The sequence below is a fragment of the Bacteroides sp. AF39-11AC genome, from assembly GCF_003474285.1.
Taxonomy (GTDB): domain Bacteria; phylum Bacteroidota; class Bacteroidia; order Bacteroidales; family Bacteroidaceae; genus Bacteroides.
The window spans coordinates 448,792-472,700 of the sequence record NZ_QROH01000003.1; the positions used below are offsets into that span (position 1 = coordinate 448,792).

Genomic DNA, 23,909 nt, shown 5'->3' on the forward strand with positions numbered 1-23,909 from the left:
ATTTATAATTTATGATTTATAACACTGAAGTTAGTCAGTTATGGGCTCTACCAGCGAAGAGTGGATAAAGGTTGTGGCAACAGCCATGACCCCTTCAATATTCACAACTACACGACGATCACGACGAATACGAACGAACTCCCCCACAGCTCCTTCGAAAACACCGCCTATAACGCGTACTTTCTGACCTTTTATCAGTTGAAGTTCGGCCGGTTCCACATAAACAATCGACTCCTCATAGGTACCGGCAACAAGAATAAAACTACGCATCTGGCTGTCGGGAATAACAATAGGAAGATGTTGCTCACGATCCATAATATAGCGCATGGGGATATTCATACCGGCTTTATCTTTTAAAGCATCAATACGTTTACGGGTAGAGCGGATGAAAACAAGATTGTGCACAGCAGGAACAAGCCTACGAATGCGACGCCCCTTTTTCACGATATAATCGCGACGCATGGGTATGAAATTCTCAATCTTTTCCTCGTCGAGAAAAGCTTTCAAAGCTAACTCACGGCTATAAGTGACTCGCACTGCAAACCAGTGAAGATGTGGAGAGTGTGAAGTAATGTTCACGTCAGAATATTCTTTGGGGACACCGGAGTAGTGAAATACTTACCGATTAATTTATGTAATGCAGTTATTTTTAAGAAGTTATATTGCATTCATATTATTTCAAAGCGTTCCGCCATCACGGTCAAAAAGCAGTGAAACAGTTATGTGAAAAAGCTATTAACGAAGAGATTAAGGGAACTAAAATGTCTTTTAATCGTTCGTTTAATGTGCACAAAGATAAAGGGTATTTTTGAGATGAACAAGATGTTTAATAAAAATATTTATTTAAGAATATATTCTTGTGCATATTGCATTGATAATCAAAGAAATATCTTCGATAATAAATATATTTAATATCTTCTCCTTTTTATAGTTTCTGGTATCTGTTTTTTGCGTTCAAAATAGTGCACATTAAACGAACGTTTTTTATTCACCCTCCATTTCAAGTCAAAAACTACTACTAATCAACCACTTACAACATATAAAACAGTTCATTCCATTCAGTCAATATCATTCTTAAATAAGAATTGGCAAATATTCAAATATAACTTTCATGAAAAGCCTGACATTCTTGCCTTATTCCCTTGTCAACTGAAACCTTGTCAACTGCGAAAGTTAAGTTTGCGAAACTTGAGTAAATCACAATACGCTGTGATTTTTGAATATATAAAAGCTATAGTATAACTAATCCTCCTTAAAATCACAGTTAATTGTGATTTTAGTTGTATATTTCAGTTTTATTCTTTATTTTTGCTCAAAATCACACTGTATCGTGAATACAAAAGAAATAGGAATAATCATTAAGAAGCGGCGCCAACATTTGAAGGTGAGACAACAGGAGCTTGCTGATTTATCCGGTGTAGGCATCAATACATTGGTTGCCATTGAACGTGGACAAGGGAATCCAAAGTTGGAAACATTACTTGCTATCCTTGATACCTTAGGCTTGCAGGTTGAAATCAAGCTAAAAGATTAAAGTTATGAGACAATGCGAAGTTTATATACATGGTATTCGTGCCGGGATACTTACCGAAGATGACAATCGGAAGTACACCTTCATTTACGATGCTGCTTACTTGTTGGGTAAAGGAAATCCTCCTGTCAGCCTTACTCTGCCTTTACGTAGTGAACCTTATCATTCGCCGTATTTGTTTGCATTCTTCTTCAACATGCTTTCTGAAGGGGAGAATCGTCAAATCCAATCCCAAATGCTCCGTATCGATGCGGATGATGATTTCGGCATTTTGCTTGCCACCGCACAAACAGATACCATAGGAGCTGTCACTATTAAACCGATTGCCGTATGAGAGAGATACACATTTGTCCCTCTACTTTAGCTGAAGGCTACATAACCTATTCTTCTGCTGCTCGAAAAATCTTGTTCGACGGCAAGGAGGTGTCACATTACGTTGATGCACCAAGTCCATCGGAAGATAGTGCTGAAGCCAAAGAGGCAATTCGCAATGTGGGACGCATTTCTTTGTCGGGTGTGCAACCCAAATTTGCTATGGTGGTAGATATTAAGAGCTCATATTTGCGCTATGCTCGTGAAGACGAACGGGGAACATATATATTGAAACCTCGTCCTAACGGTTATCATATTCTAAATAAGGAGTATTGTGCCGCCAACGAACATCTTACTATGCAGATTGCTTCGCAAGTATATGGCATCGAAACAGCGGCCAATGGCCTCTGCTTTTTCAAGAATGACGAAGCAGCTTACATTACTCGTCGTTTTGACGTGCATCTTGGCGGAAAGTATCAGCAGGAGGATTTTGCCGCGTTGATGGGATATACCAAAGCAAATGGAGGAAGCGATTATAAATATTGCAATGCCAGTTATGAAGAGTGTGCCGAAGTGATTCGTCAGTACGTTAAGGCGGCTTCCATCGATGTAGCCCGCTTCTTTCGTTTGGTGGTGTTCAACTTTATCACTCTTAATGACGATGCTCATCTGAAGAATTTTTCGCTGATTGATAGAGACGGAGAGTATCGTCTTTCTCCAGCTTATGATTTGATAAACACTTCCTTACATTTAGTTGAACCACGTATTTTTGCCCTTGACAAAGGTTTGTTCCGAGAAGGCATGAAGCTCTCAGATACACATCAAGTGAATAGAGCCGATTTTGAAGAATTTGGTAACCGCATTGGACTTCCGGAACGAGTGGTAAAACGGGAATTGGATACATTCGCTAAAGAGAATCCGATGGTAAAGGTACTGATTGAGCATTCTTTCTTGTCCGATGTATTAAAGCGTCAATATTGGTTGTCTATAGCCTATAGGCGGAGAATGTTAGCGTGGTGATTTTTATCAATATAGCAACTTCCCTGATGGCATTAAATAAGATAACATTCTTTCTGTAGTGAAAAGATTTAAAAACTTGAAAGTTGAGCTTGCGAAACTTGAGTCATATAATAAAACCTCTCAAACCCCGTTATTTAGTAAAAACCCGATAACGGCATGAAATCAAAAGCCCTGCGCCTCATATATCTATTCCCTATATTCTTCCTGTTGTCCTTCAACGCTTGTGACGACATGGACGATTATTCGTCCGACCCGAAGCATACACTTTGTTTCTCGCAGGATACGCTACGCATGGATACCGTTCTCACCGGCATTCCTACTTCCACCCGTCAACTGAAAGTATACAACCCGAATAAGAAAGCATTGTTAATATCTTCCATAATTCTTGCCGATGCCGGTAAATCCGGTTTTCGTATCAATGTGGATGGCATAAAGGGAAATCAATTCTCCGATATAGAAATTGCAGGAGAAGACAGCCTGTATATTTTTGTAGAAGCGACCCTGCCTCAGCAAAACAATACCGACATCAGGTTAATAAAAGACTCCATTCTTTTTCAACTGAATGGCATCCGGCAAGAAGTAAAGCTGCAAGCATACGCACAAGATGCTCTTACTTTCCGGGGAAAAGTAATTGAAAAAGATACACTGATTACATCTCAACGTCCGATACTGATTTATGACAGTATCAGTATTGCTCCGGATGCACACTTAACCCTCGCAGCAGGCACCCGTTTGTATTTCCACGGCAAGGCAGGAATGCAGGTACACGGACGCCTGTCAGTAGAAGGTACCCTTTCCGCTCCGGTTGTTTTCCGGGGGGATCGTACAGACCGGATGTTCCCCTATCTTCCTTATGACCGGTTACCGGGACAATGGGGAGGCTTACGTTTTTACAAAACCAGCTATGAGAATCATCTGGTCTATGCGGATATTCATGGTGGTAGTTTCGGCATTCGTTGCGATTCTTCGATGACGGACCGCAGGAAGTTGACATTGGAATCCTCTCTCATACGACAAGTATCGGGCAATGGATTGGAGTTGACGTCGTGTCAGGTAGTGGTAGGAAACAGTGAGATCAGTAATGCGGGAGAAAACTGCGTCAGCCTGTTAGGGGGAGATTATACATTTACCCACTGTACACTGGCAAATTACTTTAGTTGGAATGTACGGAAAGGGGCGGCATTGCAAGTCCGGAATGAACTGGATGATACTGCATATCCACTTTCATCGGCTATTTTCCGTAATTGCATTATTGCGGGTTCAGGCACGGACGAAATTAACGGAGGACGCTCTAAAAATGAGAATATAGCTTTCAATTATTACTTCTCACACTGCCTCATCAACTCGATAGAAGAAGAGAATGACAAGATAGTCAATGTTATCTGGGAGAAGGATGACAATTTCATGCTGATGGATAACCATACACAGGAATACAATTTTAATCTTGGTGAAAAATCCAAAGCCATTAATTGGGGAAGAAAAGAAGATGCAAACACCTACCCAATTGACAGAAATGGACATTCCCGCCTACAGGATGCCGCACCGGATGCAGGATGTTATGAATCTATGATCTTGCCATCATACTAAAAATGGTTCTCAATGAACATTAAACTATATATTACTTTTTCATTTCTGTTCGCTCCTTTTTTCTTCCTTTGCGGACAAACGAAAAAGGACACCCTCTCTCTTCGTGTTGTCAGTTATAACGTTGAAAACTTATTCGACTGCCGCCACGATACGCTAAAAAACGACTATGAATTCCTACCCGATGCAGTACGCCACTGGAATTATACGAAATATAAAAAGAAGCTGGATAACATAGCCCGCACCATCACAGCCGTAGGCGGTTGGATTCCACCTGCACTTGTTGCCCTCTGTGAAGTGGAAAACGACAGTGTATTACGCGACCTGACCCGGCGCTCGGTTCTTCGGGAAGCCGGATACCGCTATGTGATGACCAACTCACCCGACCAGCGGGGAATTGATGTGGCATTGCTTTACCAACGGGACCGTTTCAAACTGATTTCCTATCAGGGAATCTCCATACCTCATATATCCGGTAAAACGAAATTTCGCCCTACACGGGACATACTACACGTTTGCGGGATGTTATTAAACCACGATACACTGGATGTTTTTGTAGTTCATCTTCCGTCCCGCTCAGGAGGTGCCAAAGAAAGCGAGCCTTACCGCCTACATGCCGCCCGACAGTTGAAAGCTGCGGCAGACAGCGTCTACCTTCATCGGTATCATCCGCAAATTCTTATCATGGGAGACTTTAACGATTATCCCGATAATGCATCGGTCAGCAAAATAGTTTCAGCAAAAGCGCCTCCTCAAGACAAAAGTAGTTTGCAACCACAAAGATTCTATCACTTGCTTGCCCGTAAGGCTGCTACACAAAAAGATTTCGGCAGTTATAAATATCAGGGTGAATGGGGATTACTGGATCATATCATTGTCTCCGGCACGCTTCTCCAGCCGGATGCAGACTTTTGCACCAGTGAAAGCAAAGCCGATATCTTTCGTCCTTCTTTCCTGTTGACGGATGATAAAAAGTATGGCGGTGTGCAGCCATTCCGCACTTACTACGGGATGAAGTACCAGAACGGTTACAGCGATCACCTGCCTGCATGGGCAGATTTCCGGCTCATTTATTAATCCGAATACTGATACAATTTCAAATCAAACTTCTGTACCATTACCAGCAAATGATCGAATATATCGGACTGAATGCGCTCATATTCTTTCCATACCTTGTTCCGGGAAAAGAAATAGACCTGAATAGGAACTCCGTAAGTTGTCATTTCCTTCTGACTGATAATCAAGTCCAGATCCTGATTTACAACAGGTAGGCTACAAAGATAGCGTTCGATGTAAATGCGGTAGAGTTGTGCATTGGTAGGCACCTCTCCTTCCGCCGGCTGATAGTCCGCCATCAAAGGAACTTCCTTGCGGATGGTATCCAACATCTCAGGAGTACAGAACTTCAATGTGGTCATGTCCAGATAAATATTCTTATCCACACGACGGCCACCACTCTCCTGCATGCCGCGCCAATTCTGAAAGGAACCGTTCACTAAGGTATAAGGCGGAATGGTAGAAATTGTGTTATCCCAGTTCTGTATCTTCACGGTGTTGAGGGTAATTTCTTTCACAATACCATTGGCAGAACCGTTGGGTAAAGCAATCCAGTCGCCAATACGCAGCATTTCATTGGCAGAGAGTTGCACTCCGGCCACAAATCCCAGAATACTATCTTTAAATACCAACATCAATACTGCTGCCGAAGCACCCAATCCGGCAAAAAGGGTTGCGGGAGATTTATCAATAAGAATAGATATGGCAATGATAGCTGCTACAAAGAACAGCAGTACCTGCAATACCTGGACAAAACCTTTCATCGGGTGATTCTTACTATTGTCTTTTTGATTATGAAAATCCAGAAAAACCAGCAATAGTCCGTTCAGAGCAAAGGCTAATGCAGCTACAATGTACACGGCACACACCTTCTGGGCCAAGCCCAACAGCTCTACTCCATGCACAAAAGTATGGGGCAACAGGAAATAAATCAGAATGCCCGGCAAGGTATGTATCAGGTGAGGAACTACCTTCCGCTTCATTAATAAGGTATTCCAACGGTGGGGCGAACGATTCGTATAATGCTTCATACCGCCCACCAATATTGCTTGGAATAGATAGTCTAATCCTACAGCTACAGCAATAATCAATATGGCGATGATAGTTTCATCAAATGTATTCGCAAATTTGGGATCTACTCCCCAACCTACAAGGGTTTTATTCATCCACCCTCCTAATGTCGTCATATATTCCTCCTATTTTAGTTGCTTATAAGAATAATAACAGATAAAGGGGGCAGGTTGTTTAATGAAACGTTTTTCCGGTTTCATCTTTTAGTTTTCCGGCTTCGGTAAAAAAGTCCCGATACATCTGTCAGAAACAGTTTACTTTCGTTCTCGGATTAAACGAAAAAAGTATGAACCGAAACGTAACATTTATCAGTATTCTTAGCCTCGGACTCATGTTGGGTGCTTGTAGCAACAACTCTTCTTCACAGGAAGAGACTTTAATTGTGAAAACTGCTACTGCCAGCACCTACAGTAACGAAACAGTCAAAGAGTTCCCCATCATCACCCAACCGTTCCGTACCACAGAACTTTCTTTCCGTGTCAGTGGGCCCATCGACCGGCTGGATGTCTATGCCGGAAACTATTACCGACGTGGAGACATTATTGCAGAAATCGACCCGCGGGATTACCGCATCCGGTGTGAACGCGCCGAAGCCGTCTACCGCCAGGCAAAGGCAGAGTACGAACGTATCAGTGCGCTTTACCAGAAAAATAATCTTTCTGCCAGTGCTTACGAGAAAGCACGGGCGGAATACACTTCTGCCAAGGCAGCTTTTGATACAGCGGTCAACGAACTGGAAGATACCCGACTGATAGCCCCCTTCAACGGATATGTAGGTGAAGTCTATGTAGAGAAATTCCAGGAGGTTAAAGCCAGTCAACCCATATTAACATTTATCGATATAGACCAACTTAAAATAGAAGCTTACGTGACGCAAGATATTGCCTACCGCGTTCAACCCAGGCAAAACATACAACTGACACTGGACGTACAACCGGACATGAAGTTAGAAGCGCAGATTGCAGAAGTTTCCAAAGGAACGACACAGAACAATCTTTCTTATCTGGTGACGGCACTGTTGCCCAATAAGGAAGCCCGGTTACTGGCCGGTATGTCAGGCAAGGTACGCTTTGAAAAAGCTTCTCCGGAATTATCAGATAGTACTGCCACCCAGTTGGTTTGTATTCCACAAGCAGCCTTATGCAACCGTCCCACAGCGGGCAGTTATGTGTGGGCAGTCCATCCAGAAAGCGGCATAGTCAGCCAACGCAAAGTAACCGTCGGCAGTTTACTGCCACACGGCAATGCAGGTATCACCGCCGGACTGCAACCCGGTGAAATAGTAGCCACAAGCAGCCTGCGTTTCCTGTCGGATGGTATGAAAGTAAAAATCCAATGAAACAGTAAGCATCATGAAACTAATTAAATATTTCCTACAACGCCGCTCGGTTACCATTCTCCTGTTGGTACTGGTACTTGCCGGTGGACTCTTTTCATACATCAAGATGGGGAAACTGGAGGATGCTCCTTTCACCATCAAACAGGCATTGGTACTGACTCCTTATGCCGGCGCCTCTCCCTCAGAGGTACAAAGCCAGGTGACGGATGTATTGGAAGAAGCCATCCAGTCTTTAGGGGAACTGTATTACCTGAAAACGGAAAACCGCGCGGGGCTTTCTAAAATCACCGTATATGTAAAGAAAGAGACACGTGCCGATGAGATGCAACAGCTTTGGGATAAACTGCGACGTAAAGTAGGCGATGCACAAAGCAAGCTCCCCGCCGGTGCCGGTCCATCAGTTGTGAATGATGACTTCGGCGATGTATTGGGCGTTTTCTATGGACTGACAAGCGAAGGCCGTAGCTATCGTGAACTGGAAGATCAGGCAAAGCTTATCAAGAATGAGTTACTAAAAGTAAAGGACGTTGCCCGTATCGAAATCTACGGAACGCAAACACCTACGATAGATGTAGTAGTCAGTCCGGCAGTGATGTCTCGCAGCGGCATCACTACGGCGGACATAGTCAATGCATTCAATGCCCAGAACAAGGTGGTGGATGCCGGCGGAATTACGGCAGGAACAGGGCGTATCCGTATTGAGTCCACAGGTAATTTCTATTCGCTGGACGAGATACGTCAGCTCACCATTGTTTCACGTAGTGGAGAGCATTTCCGTCTGGGAGATATTGCCGACATCAACGAAAGTTACCAAACTCCTGCCAGCAACCTGATGCGCATAGATGGGAAACCGGCCGTAGGCATTGCCATCTCTACTGTACCTACCGGTAATGTGGTAGATATGGCAAAAGCCATCGAAGCACGTATCGAGGAACTGAAAATAGATATGCCGGAAGGCTTCGGACTCACCGCTATCTATGACCAGGGACATGAGTCCGCCGTAGCCAACCAAGGATTTATTATCAATCTGATAGTATCTGTAATTACTGTAGTAGCCATCCTGCTCTTCTTCATCGGTTTCAAGAATGGTTTATTAGTAGGCAGCGGATTGGTATTCTCCATTTTTGCTACATTAATAGTGATGCTGGCGGGCGGGATTGCTCTGCAACGTATGTCATTGGCAGCCATTATCATTGCTATGGGAATGCTGGTAGATAATGCCATTGTAGTCTCCGACTCTGCACTGGTGAATATGCAACGGGGGATGCGAAAACGAACCTCCATCATGAAAGCATGTTCTGCTACCGCTCTACCCTTGTTGGCAGCTACAGTCATAGCTATCCTGACATTCCTGCCTATTTACTATTCACCGCATATCACAGGTGAATTGTTATCCTCTTTGGTAATTGTCATCGGTGTATCACTCATGTTCAGTTGGGTATTTGCACTGACACAAACGCCATTCTTTATTCAGGAATTTGTACGTCGTCCGCGACCATCGGAATTAAAAAGCGAATTATTCTCAGGTCGGGCATACGATTCTTTCCGAAAAGCACTGCATTTCGTTATTCGTCACCGCTATGCCACACTGGGACTGATGATTGTATTGCTCGTTGTTTCCGCTTGGAGTTTCAAGTTCGTCCCAAAAGTCTTTGTACCTGCGCTGGAGAAACCCTATTTCACATTGGACGTATGGCTGCCCGAAGGAACAGATATTACGGAAACCGATCGCTTGGCCTCGGAAATGGCTGAATACATCCGCAATCAAGAACAAACAGAGATGGTTTCAACCTACGTGGGACGCACTCCACCAAGATACTATCTATCCAATGTATCTTTTGGTCCGCAACCCAACTATGCGCAATTGCTGGTAAAGGCACATTCCTCTAAAGAGACAAAAGAATTGCGTAACAAATTGCAGGATTCCATTCGTACGCTTTTCCCGGGACCACTTATCAAGGTGAACAAATTCGAACTGAGTCCACTGACGGAAGCTGTCATCGAAGCTCGTTTCCTGGGACCTGATCCTGCTATACTCGATTCACTGGCAGGTATGGCTATCGAGATTATGCGCAGAAACCCCAAAGTAGCGGATGCCCGTAATGAGTGGGGCAATATGACACCTATTATCCGCCCTGTCTATGATCCGGTAAAAGCCGGTGCACTGGGTATCACAAAGTCGGCCATGATGGAGTCTGTTAAATCTATCAATGACGGGCTGACTGTAGGAATCTACCGCGACAATGAGAAGAAAGTTCCCGTACAACTTAAGTCGGCAGGTACTGATATTACCGATGCGCAGGGATTAGGAGACTTTTCTGTATGGAACGGGCAAAACTCTGCTCCTTTGTCGCAAGTCACCGGAAAGATTGAAACTGATTGGGAATGGCCGCAGATGCGTACCTATAACCGGCAACTCTCCATGTCAGCTATGTGTGGGGTAAAAGCCGGACATACCATGGCAGAAGTACACGGTGAAATTCGTCAGGAAATAGAATCGATCCAGCTTCCCGAAGGCTACACTTTCTTCTGGGACGCCCAATACAAGGACCAGCGCGAAGCCATGCAAGCCATAGCCAAATTCTTCCCGCTGGCATTCCTTGCACTGGTAGTCATTCTTGTTGCTTTGTTCGGTAACTTCCGCGATCCGCTAATCATTCTGTGTGTGCTACCATTATCCCTGATCGGTGTTGCTGTAGGTATGCTGATGACAGGGTTTGAATTTGGCTTCTTCCCCATTGCCGGGTGGCTGGGATTGCTGGGAATGATTATCAAAAATGTGATTGTGCTATTGGATGAGATACAGGTACAACGACGCGCGGAAATACCTGTCTATACTGCCATTATCGAATCTACCGTATCGCGTACCCGACCTGTACTGATGGCGGCCACTACTACGATCCTGGGTATGGTTCCCTTATTGTTCGACGTGGCTTTCGGTGGTATGGCGGCTACTATTATCTTCGGATTGACGTTTGCAACGTTGCTGACTCTGTTCGTCACTCCGGCGCTCTATTCATTGTTTTATAAAGTAAAGAAGAAATAGATTATGAAGAAATTATATATCCTTTTTATTCTATCGTTGTGTGGTCCGTTCGCTTTTGGCCAGCAAAGTGCGATGCTGGAGAAGTACAGGTCGATGGCTCTTGAATACAGCCACGACCTGAAAGCGGCGGAGAAAAATCTGGCAGCCAGCATTGAACTGGAGAAATCTGCCCGTGCAGACCTGAAACCGAAACTATCAGGCGATGCCAATTTTCAATATACCGGAAATCCGTTGGAGCTCAACCTGAACCTGCCGGGTATGGATAACCCACTCCATATACAAGGGCGCGATACCAAATATGGTGCTTCCCTCACCCTACTGCAACCTATATATACAGGCGGGCGCTTACTTGAGAGCATCCGCATGGCACAGCATCAATACTCTCTGGCCTCACACCAGAAGGAACAGCTCTTATCGGAAGTCTGTTTTCAAACGGATATTCAATACTGGAATACCGTAGCCCGCCAGGAGATCGTAGGCATTGTTACAGACTATCGGAACTCTATTGCCTCACTGACTCAAACAATCCGTGAACGGGTGGAAGTCTCACTGGTTAATCCCCAGGACCTGCTAATGGCTGAGGTGAAACTAAACGATGCTGAGTTTCAATTGCTTCAAGCACAAAAAGAATTTGATACCGGATTAATGGCTTTCAATTCCCTGATCGGGTTACCTCTGGAGGAACCTACTCCTATAGATACAATTATTCCACAAGTGGATACTTCGGACAATTCGCGGTTGGCACTTGCTATTCCACGTCCCGAAATCAAGATAGCACATGATCAGATTAAAATGGCGGAGAGTTCACGAAAGCTGAACGATTCAAAATATAAACCACAACTATATGTAGGAGTAGATGGCAGTTATTCTTCTCCGGGTTATGACTTGCGTGCCGATCTGGACCCTAACTATGCAGTGTATGCCAAAGTCAGCGTACCTTTGTTTGAATGGGGAAAGCGACGGAATGAGAAACGGGCTTCCAGCCAAAAGATAGGTATGGCAAGAGACAATCTGAATCAGATTCAGGATAAAGTCGATCTGGAAATACAAACTGCCCGTCTCTCTCTGTCACAGGCATTAAGTCAGGTACAGCTAAGCCAGCAATCGCTGGAGAAAGCTCACGAAAACGAACGCCAAGCCATGGAACGCTACAATGAAGGCGAAATATCCATTGTAGAGGTTATTGAAGCGCAGACTTACCGGCAAAACGCTGAAATAAACCATGTACAGGCCAAAGCTTCTGCACAAGGACAGTATTCGGCATTAATAAAAGCATTGAACCAATATAAATGATAAGTGGAAATTCGTAACTTTGTACTTATGAAGTGGAACACTCTTTTATACAGCCTACTCTTTTCAGGATTGGGAGTTTTCTCATTCCTGCTTCTGGCTAATTATACAAATCTTACTCCGCAAGTTACGAATACAATCCACACACCGGGTGCATTCTTCTTTGTCGTTGCCACTTTCAATATATTGGGTTATTGTACTCTTCGCATCAGTTCATGGATGAACCGCCTATATTCCAACAATTTGCGCTGGAAGTGGAAGTTCATAGCGGTATATATATCTGTAATGCTATTGTTTCTGCTATTGAATTATGGTCTGTTAGTAGCTGCCAAGTTAATAGGAAGAGCAGAAAATCCATTCACTTTCCAGATAGGAGGAATACGTATTTTATTAGTGGTGTGGTTGGTGGAACTTGTCATCCTGGGATTGTTACTTGCTAACCGTTCCATTAAAAATGCCCTCCGGCTACAACAAAAAACGGCACAATTACAGAAAGAGAATAACGCAGCCCGATATACCGCCCTGCAGAACCAACTGAACCCTCACTTCCTCTTTAATAGTCTGAATACGCTGATAGCCGAAATCGAATATAATCCGGCAAATGCCGTACGCTTCACACGAAATCTTTCGGATGTATATCGCTATGTGCTTCAATCGCAGGATAAAACCTTGATTACATTAGGTGAAGAATTAGAATTTATTCAGTCCTATCTTTTCCTGCACGAAGTCAGATTAGGCAATTGCATCACCTGCAATATCACAATACCAACCGAGGCTATGGAGTATCAACTTCCTCCGCTCACCCTGCAATTATTAGTGGAAAATGTCATTAAGCACAATTCCATCAACAGCAATAAACCGATGGAAATTACGATATACATTGCCGATCACTTTCTGGTGGTCAGCAATCCGATACACGTCAAGAAGAGCGATACAAGTTCGGGAGTAGGTCTGCAGAATCTATCGAACCGTTGCAAACTAATGATAGGTACCGACATTCTTATCAATAATGAGAACCAAATATTCACTGTAAAAGTCCCTTTAATCTATGAGTAAACTGACTGCTGCCATTATAGAAGATGAAGTACCCGCTGCCCGCCTGCTATCTTCCATCATCACACGGCTGCGTCCCGACTGGGAGGTTACCGTATTACCCGGAAGTGTGGAGGATGCCATTGCCTGGTTCAAGACACAGGCTCATCCGGATATCCTGTTTCTGGATATTCAGCTATCGGATGGCAATTCATTCGACTTCCTCACTGCCGCACAACCTTCTTCATTGATTATCTTCACAACAGCCTATGATCAATATGCCATCCGTGCCTTCACCGTGAACAGCATAGACTATATATTGAAACCTGTAGATGAGAAACGCCTACTGGATGCCATTGTGAAATATGAAACCCTGAAAGGAAAAGACTACAAACAAGAGAATTACATAGGAGACTTGATTCAAAGTCTGCAAAAGCAGGAAAAGAGCTACCGTACCCGCTTCCTCATTGCCGGAGTAGATAAATTCTGGGCCTTGCAAGTCAGTGATATTGCCTATTTCTATTCAGAAAATAAAATCACCTTTGCCGTTACAAAAAGCGGACAGGAACATATCATAGACCTTTCCCTCACCCGACTTGAAGAACAATTGGACCCTCAATGTTTTTTCCGTGCCAACCGTCAGGTTATTGTCTGTATTGATGCCATAGTGCATGCAGCGCCCTATTTTAACGGAAAAATAATACTTCACGTGAAACCGCCTCATAAAGATAAGATAACGGTGAGCGAAGAAAAAGTATCTTCTTTCAAGCTGTGGCTCAACTTTTAATCTCTTCATAGTTCGCGCCACTTTCTCCATAACCGGAAGGAAGTGGCGCGAAATACTTTAAATATACAAATTACAGAATTCTAATATCCCTCATTCTGTGACATATACCTATTCATATCCAGTTCTCTCTGAGGAATTGGAAATTTCAATCTCCAAGCAGGTACATCCAAGAATTTTTCAGCAATTCCATTACGTTTCAAAAAAGCAAAATAGGTACCTGTACCTTTCAACTGCGACTGCCACGTATTTGCTAAACGTTCCATAAAACCATCACCTGATTTTGCAGCAGACAACTTCTCTGACGAATATGCCGGAGAACCGATATTAGCTACTATTACCTTGTTCAAATATTCCTCAGCCTGCGTAGAACTGCCTAAACGGAATTCACACTCTGCTAAATTCAGCAAGACTTCTGTATAACTAAAACAAATATTGGCTACCATATCATTTTGATTGCCAGAGGATGCCTGGAATGCAGGTAGTTGATAAACCAAATCTCCCAACTGATACCTACCACTATTTATCACTTCTGCCAACATAGACTTTGCCTTACTCCAATCCTCTTGCTCCATATAAATACGCGCCAGCAGTAAAGAAGGTAAATCACGGGAAGGGAAGAAACAATCATTTACCGTAGTCTGTGCCACCTTTTCCCCAGGTAAATAGTCACGTGAGCGCAATAATGGCTCTACAAACAATTTCAATAATTCCGCTTTTAAAGTTGCAGGCATGCCTGTGTATGAATCTGTTTGAAGCTTATTTATATACACTGCCTTTCCCCATAAATTTACCATTTCATAATATAACAAGAAGCGGTGCATTTCCATCAAAGCTACGACAGCTGTGCTATCAGAAGAAGTTATGTCATCATTTACAGCATTCTCCAACCCCATATTTATTATCAAGCTCCTGTTTATCGTAGTATAACAAGCATCCCATGCATTTGATACATACGAATTATAAGGATTTAAAGTATGATTGATAAAATCTAAATATCTATTATAGCCTTGTTCCTTTTCGGACTGGCGGGAATAAAGTTCTTCAAGTGTACACATCTGTTGCAAAGCTTGATAGGAAAAAGTACAGATACTTGTAAACATTGCCGCACCATTTTCGGCCAATTGTAACTGAACCACTTTGGTCGGATCAGGATCCTGCCGAATAATCAGTTGCGCCTCTTTATTTTCATACTCACCATAAACCTTTACTGCTACAGAAGTAGCTTTCGCACTCACTGCCGGATCTACTTTAACTTCCAGATATTGGCCATCAGCCGACAGAGTTGCCTGATAAGGAATTCCCGGCTTATTTTTATACTCAAACAAATCCTTACTCCAAATAGAATCATCCGTCATATCATTGCTTGGTTCATCTCCAAGCTCCCCTTCCGGCCATAATAACTTCCATTTACTCATTTTCACAGCCACATTGGCTTCTATCTTGATGCGATAAGTCCCACCTGCCATAGGCACGTCCAACTCCGACTCTTCCAGTTTCACCGTAGTCGGTTTCCCGGCCTGCCATATCTTCAGCGTATCACAGTCTTTCCCATTCTTACTTTTAATCAATACTCTTCCGCGACGAGGTGAGAAGTTCTCATTTTTAGCAGCTTTCAGATAAACTTTGCGAAGTTGCAAACCACGCGTTGCGGCACTTTCCGTAATCCACTGACAAGTATCTGCAGGACGTATCTCTACATCTACATTAGCATTTACATCTATAGCAATAATGGTATCATTGGGAGTTTTAAGTTCGATATTCTTATTATCAATCACAACAGCATCCTTCTGTGCCTGTATCACAGTCAAAGTATCGGCTATTGCAGTATTTTCTTTATTATAGAAGATTATTTTTGCCCGACGACTTTCATTCGTCTCATTAGGGCTGATTGTATAATAAATGGTATGACTGGACATTCCACGATTCATGATCGCTTCTTTAATCCAGTCTGCATCGGGCATCTGAATGCCATATGTGCAATTACTACGCAACTCTACTTTAATAGTCTCTCCCCGGTCGCCAACAGGATACTCATTTTCATTCAACAGTATGATGTCGCCACCATGTTGGTATACTTTTACCGGCTTTGTCAGTTTACCATCAGTGATGTATATTGTTCCTTCACGTTTATCCCGTTCCCCATTTGCCTCTATCTTGAAACGAATGATAGAAGTACTCAGCCCACGAGTAGTAGAAGGTGCAAGCTTTATCCAATTTTGGCAATCGTCTGCAATTACCGCTTTGTATTCCACATTCGCTTTGACCTCTATATCTATAGTTCCTCCCTCCTGTTTCACTTCCATGCGTTCGCTCGACACAAGCAGAGCATCTGTCTGTTTCTGCGAAATCATTAATGTCTTTTTTACCTTACCGGCATTGATAGTAATGGCAACACTACGTTCGTCATAAGTCTCATTTTTATCGACACTAATGGAAACATCAGCTTTCTCTCCGGCTTTTCCACTGGTAGGATAAATCCGATACCACTTTTCACCATTACGAGTTTCTGCAGCAGTAATGCTCCAGTCCTCCGTAGTTGTGAACTCTAAAGACTGAGTATCTGCATCTTTTGTAAAGTTCAGTCCTTTCTCAAACAGCGCCTCCGTTTCAGGGGGCAACGAAATAGTAGTTTGGTCTTCTACAGCATCATCACTGCAAGCAGCCAGAAATACCAGACAGATAAATAACTGCCATGTGTTCTTCATAAACAATCTCATTTTCATATATTATTTAGTGTTCTATATAAGTTTGCTCTCATTCATCTATATAGCCCGACAAAAGTATACAAAGAAATCTGCAAAAGAAGTAAAATTCAAAAATAATTCTCACTGCGCAAAAACATTGCGCACCTCTATACAAATCTTTGCATCATCAACTTAAAAACATTAGAGTCTGTATAGATACCATTGTACATTCTGCATAAGGATAAAACAACAGTCAGTGAAGAAAGGGTCTGCTTTCAAAGTATAGCTGAACTTTTAACACAACAAACAGTCATTGTTTCAATTTATTGGCGTATATTTGAAAATTACACTTATAGACTAACTAAAAAATTAAAGGTATGACACAAATTAAAGAACTACTAAGAATCGGGCTATTTGTTATTATAGTACTTTGCGGCGCTTCAGCATGTAGCAACGATGATGGTGATGATGAACTCGCAAAGGATTACAAATTAAAAGAAGTAGCATGGATTATGCAAGATGATGAAATTAAAATCATTAAGCAAACGATACCAGGTTTCTTTACTGATAATAACACTGATGAAGAAATGAAAGTAACAGTCAAGCCAACAGCAGATGTAAGACAATCTTCATGCTTCTACACAGATGATGCAAAGTTGTTTCAACTTTTAGCCCAAACCCCTAATGAAATTTATGTCCCAGATGGTTCTACTCTCCTCCCATCAGACCATTTTTCATATATAAATAGTGGCCCTAAAACACTCTTTTCGTTGGAGGAACAATATATTCCCCTTATGGTAGAAATAACTCATGAATCGACTATACCTCCTCATCACAGACTTATTTACAATCACATCATTAGTTTGCGAGAAGTAAACGCTACTTACCGTGCCCTCTTCACAGAGATTAATACTGGTGAAGAGTTGCAAATCACAGGAAAGTGGACAGGCAAATTCTTTATGCAAAATGAGGGAGAAACATTGTTAGAAGAAATAAAGTAAACAATAAACTACTTATCTTTCAATACATAGCCTTTCTTCATCAACGATTCTATCTTCACCGAAGAGTCATTGCGAAGTGCCTTGCGCAAATAAGTAATCTGCACGTTCAGCGCCAGAGAGTTTGCATAAGAGGCACTGCTCCAAACTGTATTCAACAACAAGTCACGGTCTACAGACAAATTAAGGTTCTTCGCCAACAAACGGAGAATCTCTGCCTGACGGGAAGTTATAAGCACTTTATTATTTCCCGTTCGTATTTCATTGGTACTGTAATTGAAGACAGACTGGCCGAAATGATAAGTCTCCTCCTCCACCGTATCAGAACGCTGTGAAGCGAAACGTTCACGAATACGGGCTATAAGCTCTTCCGGATAAAACGGTTTGGCAAGATAATCATTCGCACGGAGCTGGAAACCTTGCAGACGGTCGGCCTTATCACTACGGTCGGAAAGGAAGAATATGAGTACATGCTTATCCGTCTCGCGGATACGTTCGGCAACTTCAAAGCCATTGTGACCGGGCATATTAATGTCGAGTAACACCAAATCTGGTTTCACAAGAGGAAATTGCTCGATAGCAATGCTTCCGTTCCCGGCATAAGTTACCTCGTAACCTTCTTTTTCAAGAAAGCGCTTCAGCAGCATTGAGTATTTCAAATCATCGTCGGCAAAAAGTATCTTCAAAGGTTTCATCTTATTGAGGTATATTAATTTCTATTGTCGTTCCCTTACCCGCCTGACTATTTAAAGAGATAGTCCCATGGTGTGCCTCTACCAGCAATTTCACATAACTCAGACCCAGACCGATACCCGGTAATGAGCGATCAGGAAGATTACTGCCCCGGTAGAATTTATCGAATACACGATTCTGTTCGGAAACCGGAATACCGATACCGTCATCGGATACCCGTATTATCAACTGATGATCTTGCAAAAGACAATCTACAACGACGTGCACAGAAGTACCTGAATACTTCACAGCATTCTCTATCAGATTACTAATGATGTTGGAAACGTGTACCGGATCTGCCGTCACCAAAGTCTCCGTACTGAAATGTGTCTCAATAGAAACATCTTTATCCTCTGGAATATGATAAAGGCGGACAAGCTTTTCCAGACTCGCTTTTATATCGAACGTACGAACGGAAAGTTGTGTATGTTCATCATCGGCACGCGTCATATCGCGCAACTTTGAAAGATAAGCCGACAGATTATCCAGTTCGGACATAGAATCATGGATCACTTCGTCCATTGCTTTCTCATCCATCCGCAAAGACTTGTCATTCAGGAAAGCAATACACATTTTCAGAGCCTGTACAGGCCGTTTCAATTCATGTATCATGGTGTTTACAAAGCTTTTTCGCAATTCGTCGATCCGACGTTGTTTCAGGATGGTTTTTATCTGAAACAGCAAGCAAAGCCCCAATAGGAAAATCAGACAGATACTGCCGGATAGCTGCCAACCCATACGCACAAGTACTGCATGAGGCGAAACCTTCACAGTAACAAGAAGCAACTGATGTTTCAGGGGATTATAGGGATAGCTTACTTCGATATACGGATTGAACAAAGTGCCTTGCCGCTTCAGTTCGGCATTCCACTGGTAAGTGGAATCTTCAGAAACGACCAGATGCGTAGTAAACATTTGTTCGTCCAAACGTATGGCAAGCAAGGAATCAAACTGCTGCAATGCAAAAGGTATATCCAACTCCAAACGATAAAGATTAATAATAGAGTTCAAGTTAGGAGCATCTTTATCGGACATATTGATTTTGAATGAATCCTTCACAATGATCCGTTCTTCCGGTAGAAGGGTGTCTAATGCCAATGCCCATTCCCTGCGCTGTGCCTCTCTTTCTTTATCATCCACGCTGGCAGAATCCTGCTGCTCTATTTTAAGAGTTTCTATATTCTTTTGGCCCACACTTTCCAGATCCCTCCCTTTCAGAACCCCTAAAATTACTTCGTCGATGGTGGTTCGTGCTTCCAAATCAATAGATTTACTTAGTTGATAGAAAAACATATTGCTGCTACTAAGCACCTTCTTGGGTTGGGGAGCACGGATAGAGTCATACTGTTGGGTGGTCTGCAAGATGCGATCATAGATATCATTGATCTGTTCATCATTCATGTACTGATATTGGTTACGTAGCCAGTAAGCCTGTCCGCATGTAATGAGCAGCATCGCTACAATGGAGAATATCCAAACTATCTTTATCCGTCGTTCCATAATTATTCCTCTTTTTAAGACCTCTTTCAAAAGGACCTTCATTTGGTACCGGCAAAGGTAGAAGTTAGCTTGCAAATATAAGTACGTGCGAGGCAGATATTATACGTTGCGTAATATTTCAGTAATAACTTTCGCCCTCTTCTGAAGCAAAATCCGCATAGTTTTGCAGTACAATAATCGCTGGAAGCAGCATGTCAAACCTCTAAAAAAGTAAAAACTATGAGTGCAAGAATTATTTTCTTCAATCTGTGTCTCGCCATGCTATGCGCATCACAAGCAAAGGCACAAATTATTGTTTCTGATGGAACGAAAATACAGAATGATACCATCGGCGACGCACAACTCCTTGTGCAATATGAAACGCGCTGCATCATCAATCCGGAGAAACCGGAAAATGTTACGGAAGAAACCATGATGCTGGAAGTAGGCAAAAATCTCTCCAAGTTCTACAGTTACACCAAGTATGTCTGCGACTCCGTACTGGCAGTGGATTTCGCTAACAAAGCCTCACAGGAAACCATCAATGAACACCTGAACCAATATGGGAAAAGCAAATTGGGCGAACGTACCTTCAAAGGCTATCCTACAGGAAAAGTAACTACCCTCGATGAAGTGGCAGGCATGACGCGCCTGCGTTGCGAAGAAGCGGAAGAACGTCCACAGTGGAAGATACTGGCAGAAAACGACAGTGTCCTCTCCTACCTTTGCAGCAAAGCCGAATGTCTATTCAAAGGCCGGACATGGACGGCATGGTTTACTGCAGAAATACCCGTCAGCGAAGGTCCCTGGAAACTTTATGGACTACCCGGGCTGATACTGAAAGCCGAAGACAGTGAAGGGCATTATTCATTTACCGCTGCCGGTATGGAACAGTGCCATACATACAGGCCGATACTCTTCGATGGAAAGAAGCACGAACCGATGAACCGCAAAGCATACAACAAAGTACACGAACGTTATTATGCCGACCCGGTAGGATTTATCACCGGAAGTATGCCGAATGTTACCGTTAAAATAAGCGATGAACAGGGTAATGCAACCAAGAATCCGAAGAATGTTCCTTATAATCCGTTGGAACGAGAAAAATGAGCTACAAGCTACAGGCTACCAGTGACAAGTAGCTACGCTATACTCGTAGAAAAATAAAACCTGACAATCGGTCTATAAAAGGTGCTATTTCATTACATACATGATTGTTTCTGAACTCAGTCGCATATTTAGGGTACCTCAGTATGATACTTAGGGTATCTCAGTATCATACTTAGGGTACCTCAGTCCTATACTTAGACAGTTTCCTTCTTATCCACTGATAATCAAGAGATTACAAAAGATAAATAATTGTATATAAATTAAGACAAGTCTCAAATACTAATTATTCAATTATTTCAGCATATGAATAAAAGACTTATTATTTTGTTTTTTCTGTTTCTCTTTCCTTTCTTGTCGTCTACCTACGCCCAGACATTGAGCGGCAAGATAACAGATGCAGAAACCAATCAACCGCTGGAGGCAGTCATGATCAGTGTATTGCGCGGAAACACAACGATAGACTATGCACTAACCGATGCCAAAGGGCAATTTTCTTTGCCGTGGAAGCATAGCGGAACGCTGCAACTCAGTATCTCTTTGTTAGGCTATAAGAGAGAAATACGAAATATCAATGCGGCAGGAACCCTGAATCTTAGCTTGCAACCGGAAGCTATCGTGCTGAAAGAAGTACAGATACGTCCGGGGCGCATCAATACCCGGAAAGATACGGTAAGATATGATCTGGCACAGTTTGCGTCCTCTAAAGATTTGCATATCAAGGATGTATTGAAGAAACTTCCGGGCGTGGATGTCGATGAAAATGGACAAGTTAAGTACAAAGGGAAAGCCATCGACCACTACTTTGTAGAAGGAATGGACGTCACAGGCGGACGCTACAACCAGATCAACAATAACCTGAATGCCAAAGCTGTGAAAACGGCCGAAATCATGGAAAACTATCAGTCCGTAAAGGCACTGAAAGGAAAGATTAACTCTGAAGAAGTGGCACTGAACCTGAAACTCGATCCGAAAGCACGGGACCAATGGATAGCTAACATCACACTGGGTGCCGGATGGAGCGATGACAATGATAAACTCCTATGGGAAGGCGGGCTGAATGCCCTTCAACTGGGCAAAGGTAAGCAGAGTGTCTATAATTACAAGACGAATAACAATGGCAAGGACCTCAGCGACGAACAGACAATATTGACAGGAAGCGGTTGGCAGGAAGTGCCACTTTCCGGTTTTCTATCACAGCCGGGCATCAGTGCACCGTTGGATAAAAAACGGTTATTGTTTAATGAGACGCACACCCTGAATGGCAACCGGATGTACAAATGGAATGAAGATCGCAGTTTACGTATGCAAGCCGGATACACCCATGACGTGATCCGGCAACAACGGGGAAATACGCAAGTCTATTATCAGCCAACGGATACCATACAAATAGATGAAACTTATCATTATCACCTGAGAAGCGATGCCGCCAATCTGGAACTTCGTTATGAAGATAACAGCAATCGCAACTATATATCCAACCGCTTCACAATGGATGGAGAATTAAACCATGGACGTTCGGAAGAGCTCGGACAAACTCTACGAACTTCCCGGCTGAGTGCGGGAAATTATTTCAATCTCATCCGGAACCGGGAAAGCAGTACCTGGGAATTCCGCTCGGCAACACAGTATGCTTACCAGCCCGCATCTTTATTGCTTGAAGAAGGAAAAAGCAAATTCAATCAGCACAGCTTCTATACTGATAATAGTGCGGCATATCTGCGCAAGTACAACGGCTTTACCCGGCAATACAAAGCAGGAATACAAGGAGAACGGGCAACAATGAGGTATACTCCACCTACACAACCTAATGACTTCAACGCCTCTAACCTGTCGTTGTATTTCAACCCCTATTTCCAGTTGCAACGGGGTAAATGGCTGGCTACACTTTCGTTACCCCTAAAAGCCCAGCGATACTTCTCACAACAACGTTCATTCCTCTTCTTCAATCCGTCCACGTATTTGCGTTACAAACTGGATTATCATTGGACGTTCTCTCTCTATGGCAGCCTGAAACGTTCGGCAGGAGACTTCTCCGACCTATATCCGGGACTTTACCAAACCGACTACCGTACCTGGCGAAGCGGTAACGGCCTTTTCCCTACAAGCACTACGCAGACTTATAATCTCTATGGTGAATATAAAAACACCGTGCAGGAATTCTTTGTCACAGCCTCACTGACCTACAGTCGCAGTAACCGGAATACCCTCTTTGAGCAAAGTGTTTCTGAAAATGCAATCGTCTACACCCGACGTGAGCTGCCGAATCACAGCGATAGTTGGAACCTCAGCAGTACCTTGTCCAAAGGCATATACGACTGGCATCTGAAAACCTCTCTTACCCTGCTGCTCAGTCGTAGCAACGGTGAGCAACTTACGCGCCTGGCTGATAGCGATCCGCAAAGTCTTTTGCAAACTTACCGTTATGATTATCTGAAAGCAGAACCTAAGGTTATATGGTCGCCCGCAGATCTCTTTGAAGCAGAGTATCATGCGACATTGGGATATGGTGGTAGCAAGATAGGAAGCGATACCCGCCTCAGCCCACTGCTGGACTTTGTACAACGGCTACACCTCACATTCAGCATCGGACAAGTAGACCTGCGCCTTTCCGGCGAACATTACCGGAATGACTTAGGAGAACATACGCATCTCAACACTGTGTTTGCAGATGCATCCCTTATCTATAAAAGAAAAAAATGGAGATTGGAAGCAAGTCTCAACAATCTCTTCAACAAGAAGGAGTATGCTTACACGACGTATTCAGCCACCCAAAGTTATACTTCGCGACTGAATATACGTCCGAGGGAAGCCATGATGACGGTAAATTATCAGTTTTAA

At 43.1% G+C, this 23,909-nt stretch carries 18 protein-coding genes; 13 read left to right on the plus strand and 5 right to left on the minus strand.

The features are described from left to right. Positions 1-30: 30 nt before the first annotated feature. Positions 31-579 (minus strand): UpxY family transcription antiterminator, encoded by a 549-nt coding sequence (locus tag DW036_RS07395; RefSeq protein WP_022394074.1) that lies wholly within the window; start codon positions 577-579, stop codon positions 31-33. Between the two features lie 751 nt (positions 580-1,330). On the opposite strand from DW036_RS07395, the gene DW036_RS07400 reads away from it, so the two are divergent. The 5 genes from DW036_RS07400 (at position 1,331) to DW036_RS07420 (ending at position 5,524) form a co-directional block, all read left to right on the plus strand. Beyond that, the gene (locus DW036_RS07400; protein ID WP_118462528.1) at positions 1,331-1,534 is read left to right on the plus strand and encodes a helix-turn-helix domain-containing protein; all 204 of its coding nucleotides are present in this window, start codon (positions 1,331-1,333) and stop codon (positions 1,532-1,534) included. 4 nt (positions 1,535-1,538) lie between these two features. Then, positions 1,539-1,865, plus strand: a complete 327-nt coding sequence (locus tag DW036_RS07405; protein WP_118462530.1) for a HipA N-terminal domain-containing protein — start codon at positions 1,539-1,541, stop codon at positions 1,863-1,865. Continuing rightward, positions 1,862-2,863, plus strand: a complete 1,002-nt coding sequence (locus DW036_RS07410; protein WP_118462532.1) for a HipA domain-containing protein — start codon at positions 1,862-1,864, stop codon at positions 2,861-2,863. The genes DW036_RS07405 and DW036_RS07410 overlap by 4 nt, the downstream gene beginning before the upstream one ends. A gap of 156 nt (positions 2,864-3,019) precedes the next feature. Next, positions 3,020-4,450 carry a choice-of-anchor Q domain-containing protein gene (locus DW036_RS07415; RefSeq protein WP_118462534.1) on the plus strand — a complete coding sequence of 477 codons (1,431 nt, stop codon included), beginning with the start codon at positions 3,020-3,022 and terminating at the stop codon, positions 4,448-4,450. A 12-nt stretch (positions 4,451-4,462) separates the two neighbouring features. Continuing rightward, positions 4,463-5,524: an endonuclease/exonuclease/phosphatase family protein gene (locus tag DW036_RS07420; protein ID WP_118462536.1), complete on the plus strand. Its 1,062-nt coding sequence runs from the start codon at positions 4,463-4,465 to the stop codon at positions 5,522-5,524. On the opposite strand, the gene DW036_RS07425 is transcribed toward DW036_RS07420, so the two are convergent. After that, a complete protein-coding gene (locus DW036_RS07425; protein ID WP_118462538.1) occupies positions 5,521-6,690 on the minus strand; it encodes a mechanosensitive ion channel family protein in 1,170 nt (389 codons plus the stop codon). The two genes, DW036_RS07420 and DW036_RS07425, sit on opposite strands and share 4 nt — an antisense overlap. A gap of 170 nt (positions 6,691-6,860) precedes the next feature. On the opposite strand from DW036_RS07425, the gene DW036_RS07430 reads away from it, so the two are divergent. The 5 genes from DW036_RS07430 to DW036_RS07450 are packed head-to-tail and all read left to right on the plus strand — an operon-like array spanning position 6,861 to position 14,068. Beyond that, positions 6,861-7,913 carry an efflux RND transporter periplasmic adaptor subunit gene (locus DW036_RS07430; protein WP_118462540.1) on the plus strand — a complete coding sequence of 351 codons (1,053 nt, stop codon included), beginning with the start codon at positions 6,861-6,863 and terminating at the stop codon, positions 7,911-7,913. 13 nt (positions 7,914-7,926) lie between these two features. Beyond that, positions 7,927-10,959 (plus strand): efflux RND transporter permease subunit, encoded by a 3,033-nt coding sequence (locus tag DW036_RS07435; RefSeq protein WP_118462542.1) that lies wholly within the window; start codon positions 7,927-7,929, stop codon positions 10,957-10,959. Between the two features lie 3 nt (positions 10,960-10,962). Then, a complete protein-coding gene (locus DW036_RS07440; RefSeq protein ID WP_118462544.1) occupies positions 10,963-12,252 on the plus strand; it encodes a TolC family protein in 1,290 nt (429 codons plus the stop codon). A 27-nt stretch (positions 12,253-12,279) separates the two neighbouring features. Beyond that, positions 12,280-13,305: a sensor histidine kinase gene (locus tag DW036_RS07445; RefSeq protein ID WP_118463184.1), complete on the plus strand. Its 1,026-nt coding sequence runs from the start codon at positions 12,280-12,282 to the stop codon at positions 13,303-13,305. Then, complete coding sequence (locus DW036_RS07450) at positions 13,298-14,068, plus strand: LytTR family DNA-binding domain-containing protein (protein ID WP_118462546.1); 771 nt, start codon at positions 13,298-13,300, stop codon at positions 14,066-14,068. The genes DW036_RS07445 and DW036_RS07450 overlap by 8 nt, the downstream gene beginning before the upstream one ends. Positions 14,069-14,148: 80 nt before the next feature. Here DW036_RS07450 and DW036_RS07455 read toward each other — a convergent pair whose 3' ends face one another. Beyond that, on the minus strand, positions 14,149-16,773 hold the full coding sequence (locus DW036_RS07455) for a BACON domain-containing protein (protein ID WP_233560338.1): 2,625 nt from the start codon (positions 16,771-16,773) through the stop codon (positions 14,149-14,151). Between the two features lie 356 nt (positions 16,774-17,129). Between DW036_RS07455 and DW036_RS07460 the strand changes: the two genes are divergently transcribed. Beyond that, entirely contained in the window at positions 17,130-17,753 is a 624-nt protein-coding gene (locus DW036_RS07460) for a hypothetical protein (RefSeq protein WP_118462550.1), read from the plus strand. Between the two features lie 8 nt (positions 17,754-17,761). Here DW036_RS07460 and DW036_RS07465 read toward each other — a convergent pair whose 3' ends face one another. Together DW036_RS07465 and DW036_RS07470 are read right to left on the minus strand one after the other, a co-directional pair. Continuing rightward, positions 17,762-18,445 carry a response regulator transcription factor gene (locus tag DW036_RS07465; protein ID WP_118462552.1) on the minus strand — a complete coding sequence of 228 codons (684 nt, stop codon included), beginning with the start codon at positions 18,443-18,445 and terminating at the stop codon, positions 17,762-17,764. Position 18,446: 1 nt separating this feature from the next. After that, positions 18,447-19,982, minus strand: a complete 1,536-nt coding sequence (locus tag DW036_RS07470; RefSeq protein WP_118462554.1) for a sensor histidine kinase KdpD — start codon at positions 19,980-19,982, stop codon at positions 18,447-18,449. A gap of 219 nt (positions 19,983-20,201) precedes the next feature. On the opposite strand from DW036_RS07470, the gene DW036_RS07475 reads away from it, so the two are divergent. Then, complete coding sequence (locus DW036_RS07475) at positions 20,202-21,071, plus strand: GLPGLI family protein (RefSeq protein ID WP_118462556.1); 870 nt, start codon at positions 20,202-20,204, stop codon at positions 21,069-21,071. A gap of 303 nt (positions 21,072-21,374) precedes the next feature. Further along, positions 21,375-23,909, plus strand: coding sequence for a carboxypeptidase-like regulatory domain-containing protein (locus tag DW036_RS07480; RefSeq protein WP_118462558.1), 2,535 nt, complete (start codon positions 21,375-21,377; stop codon positions 23,907-23,909).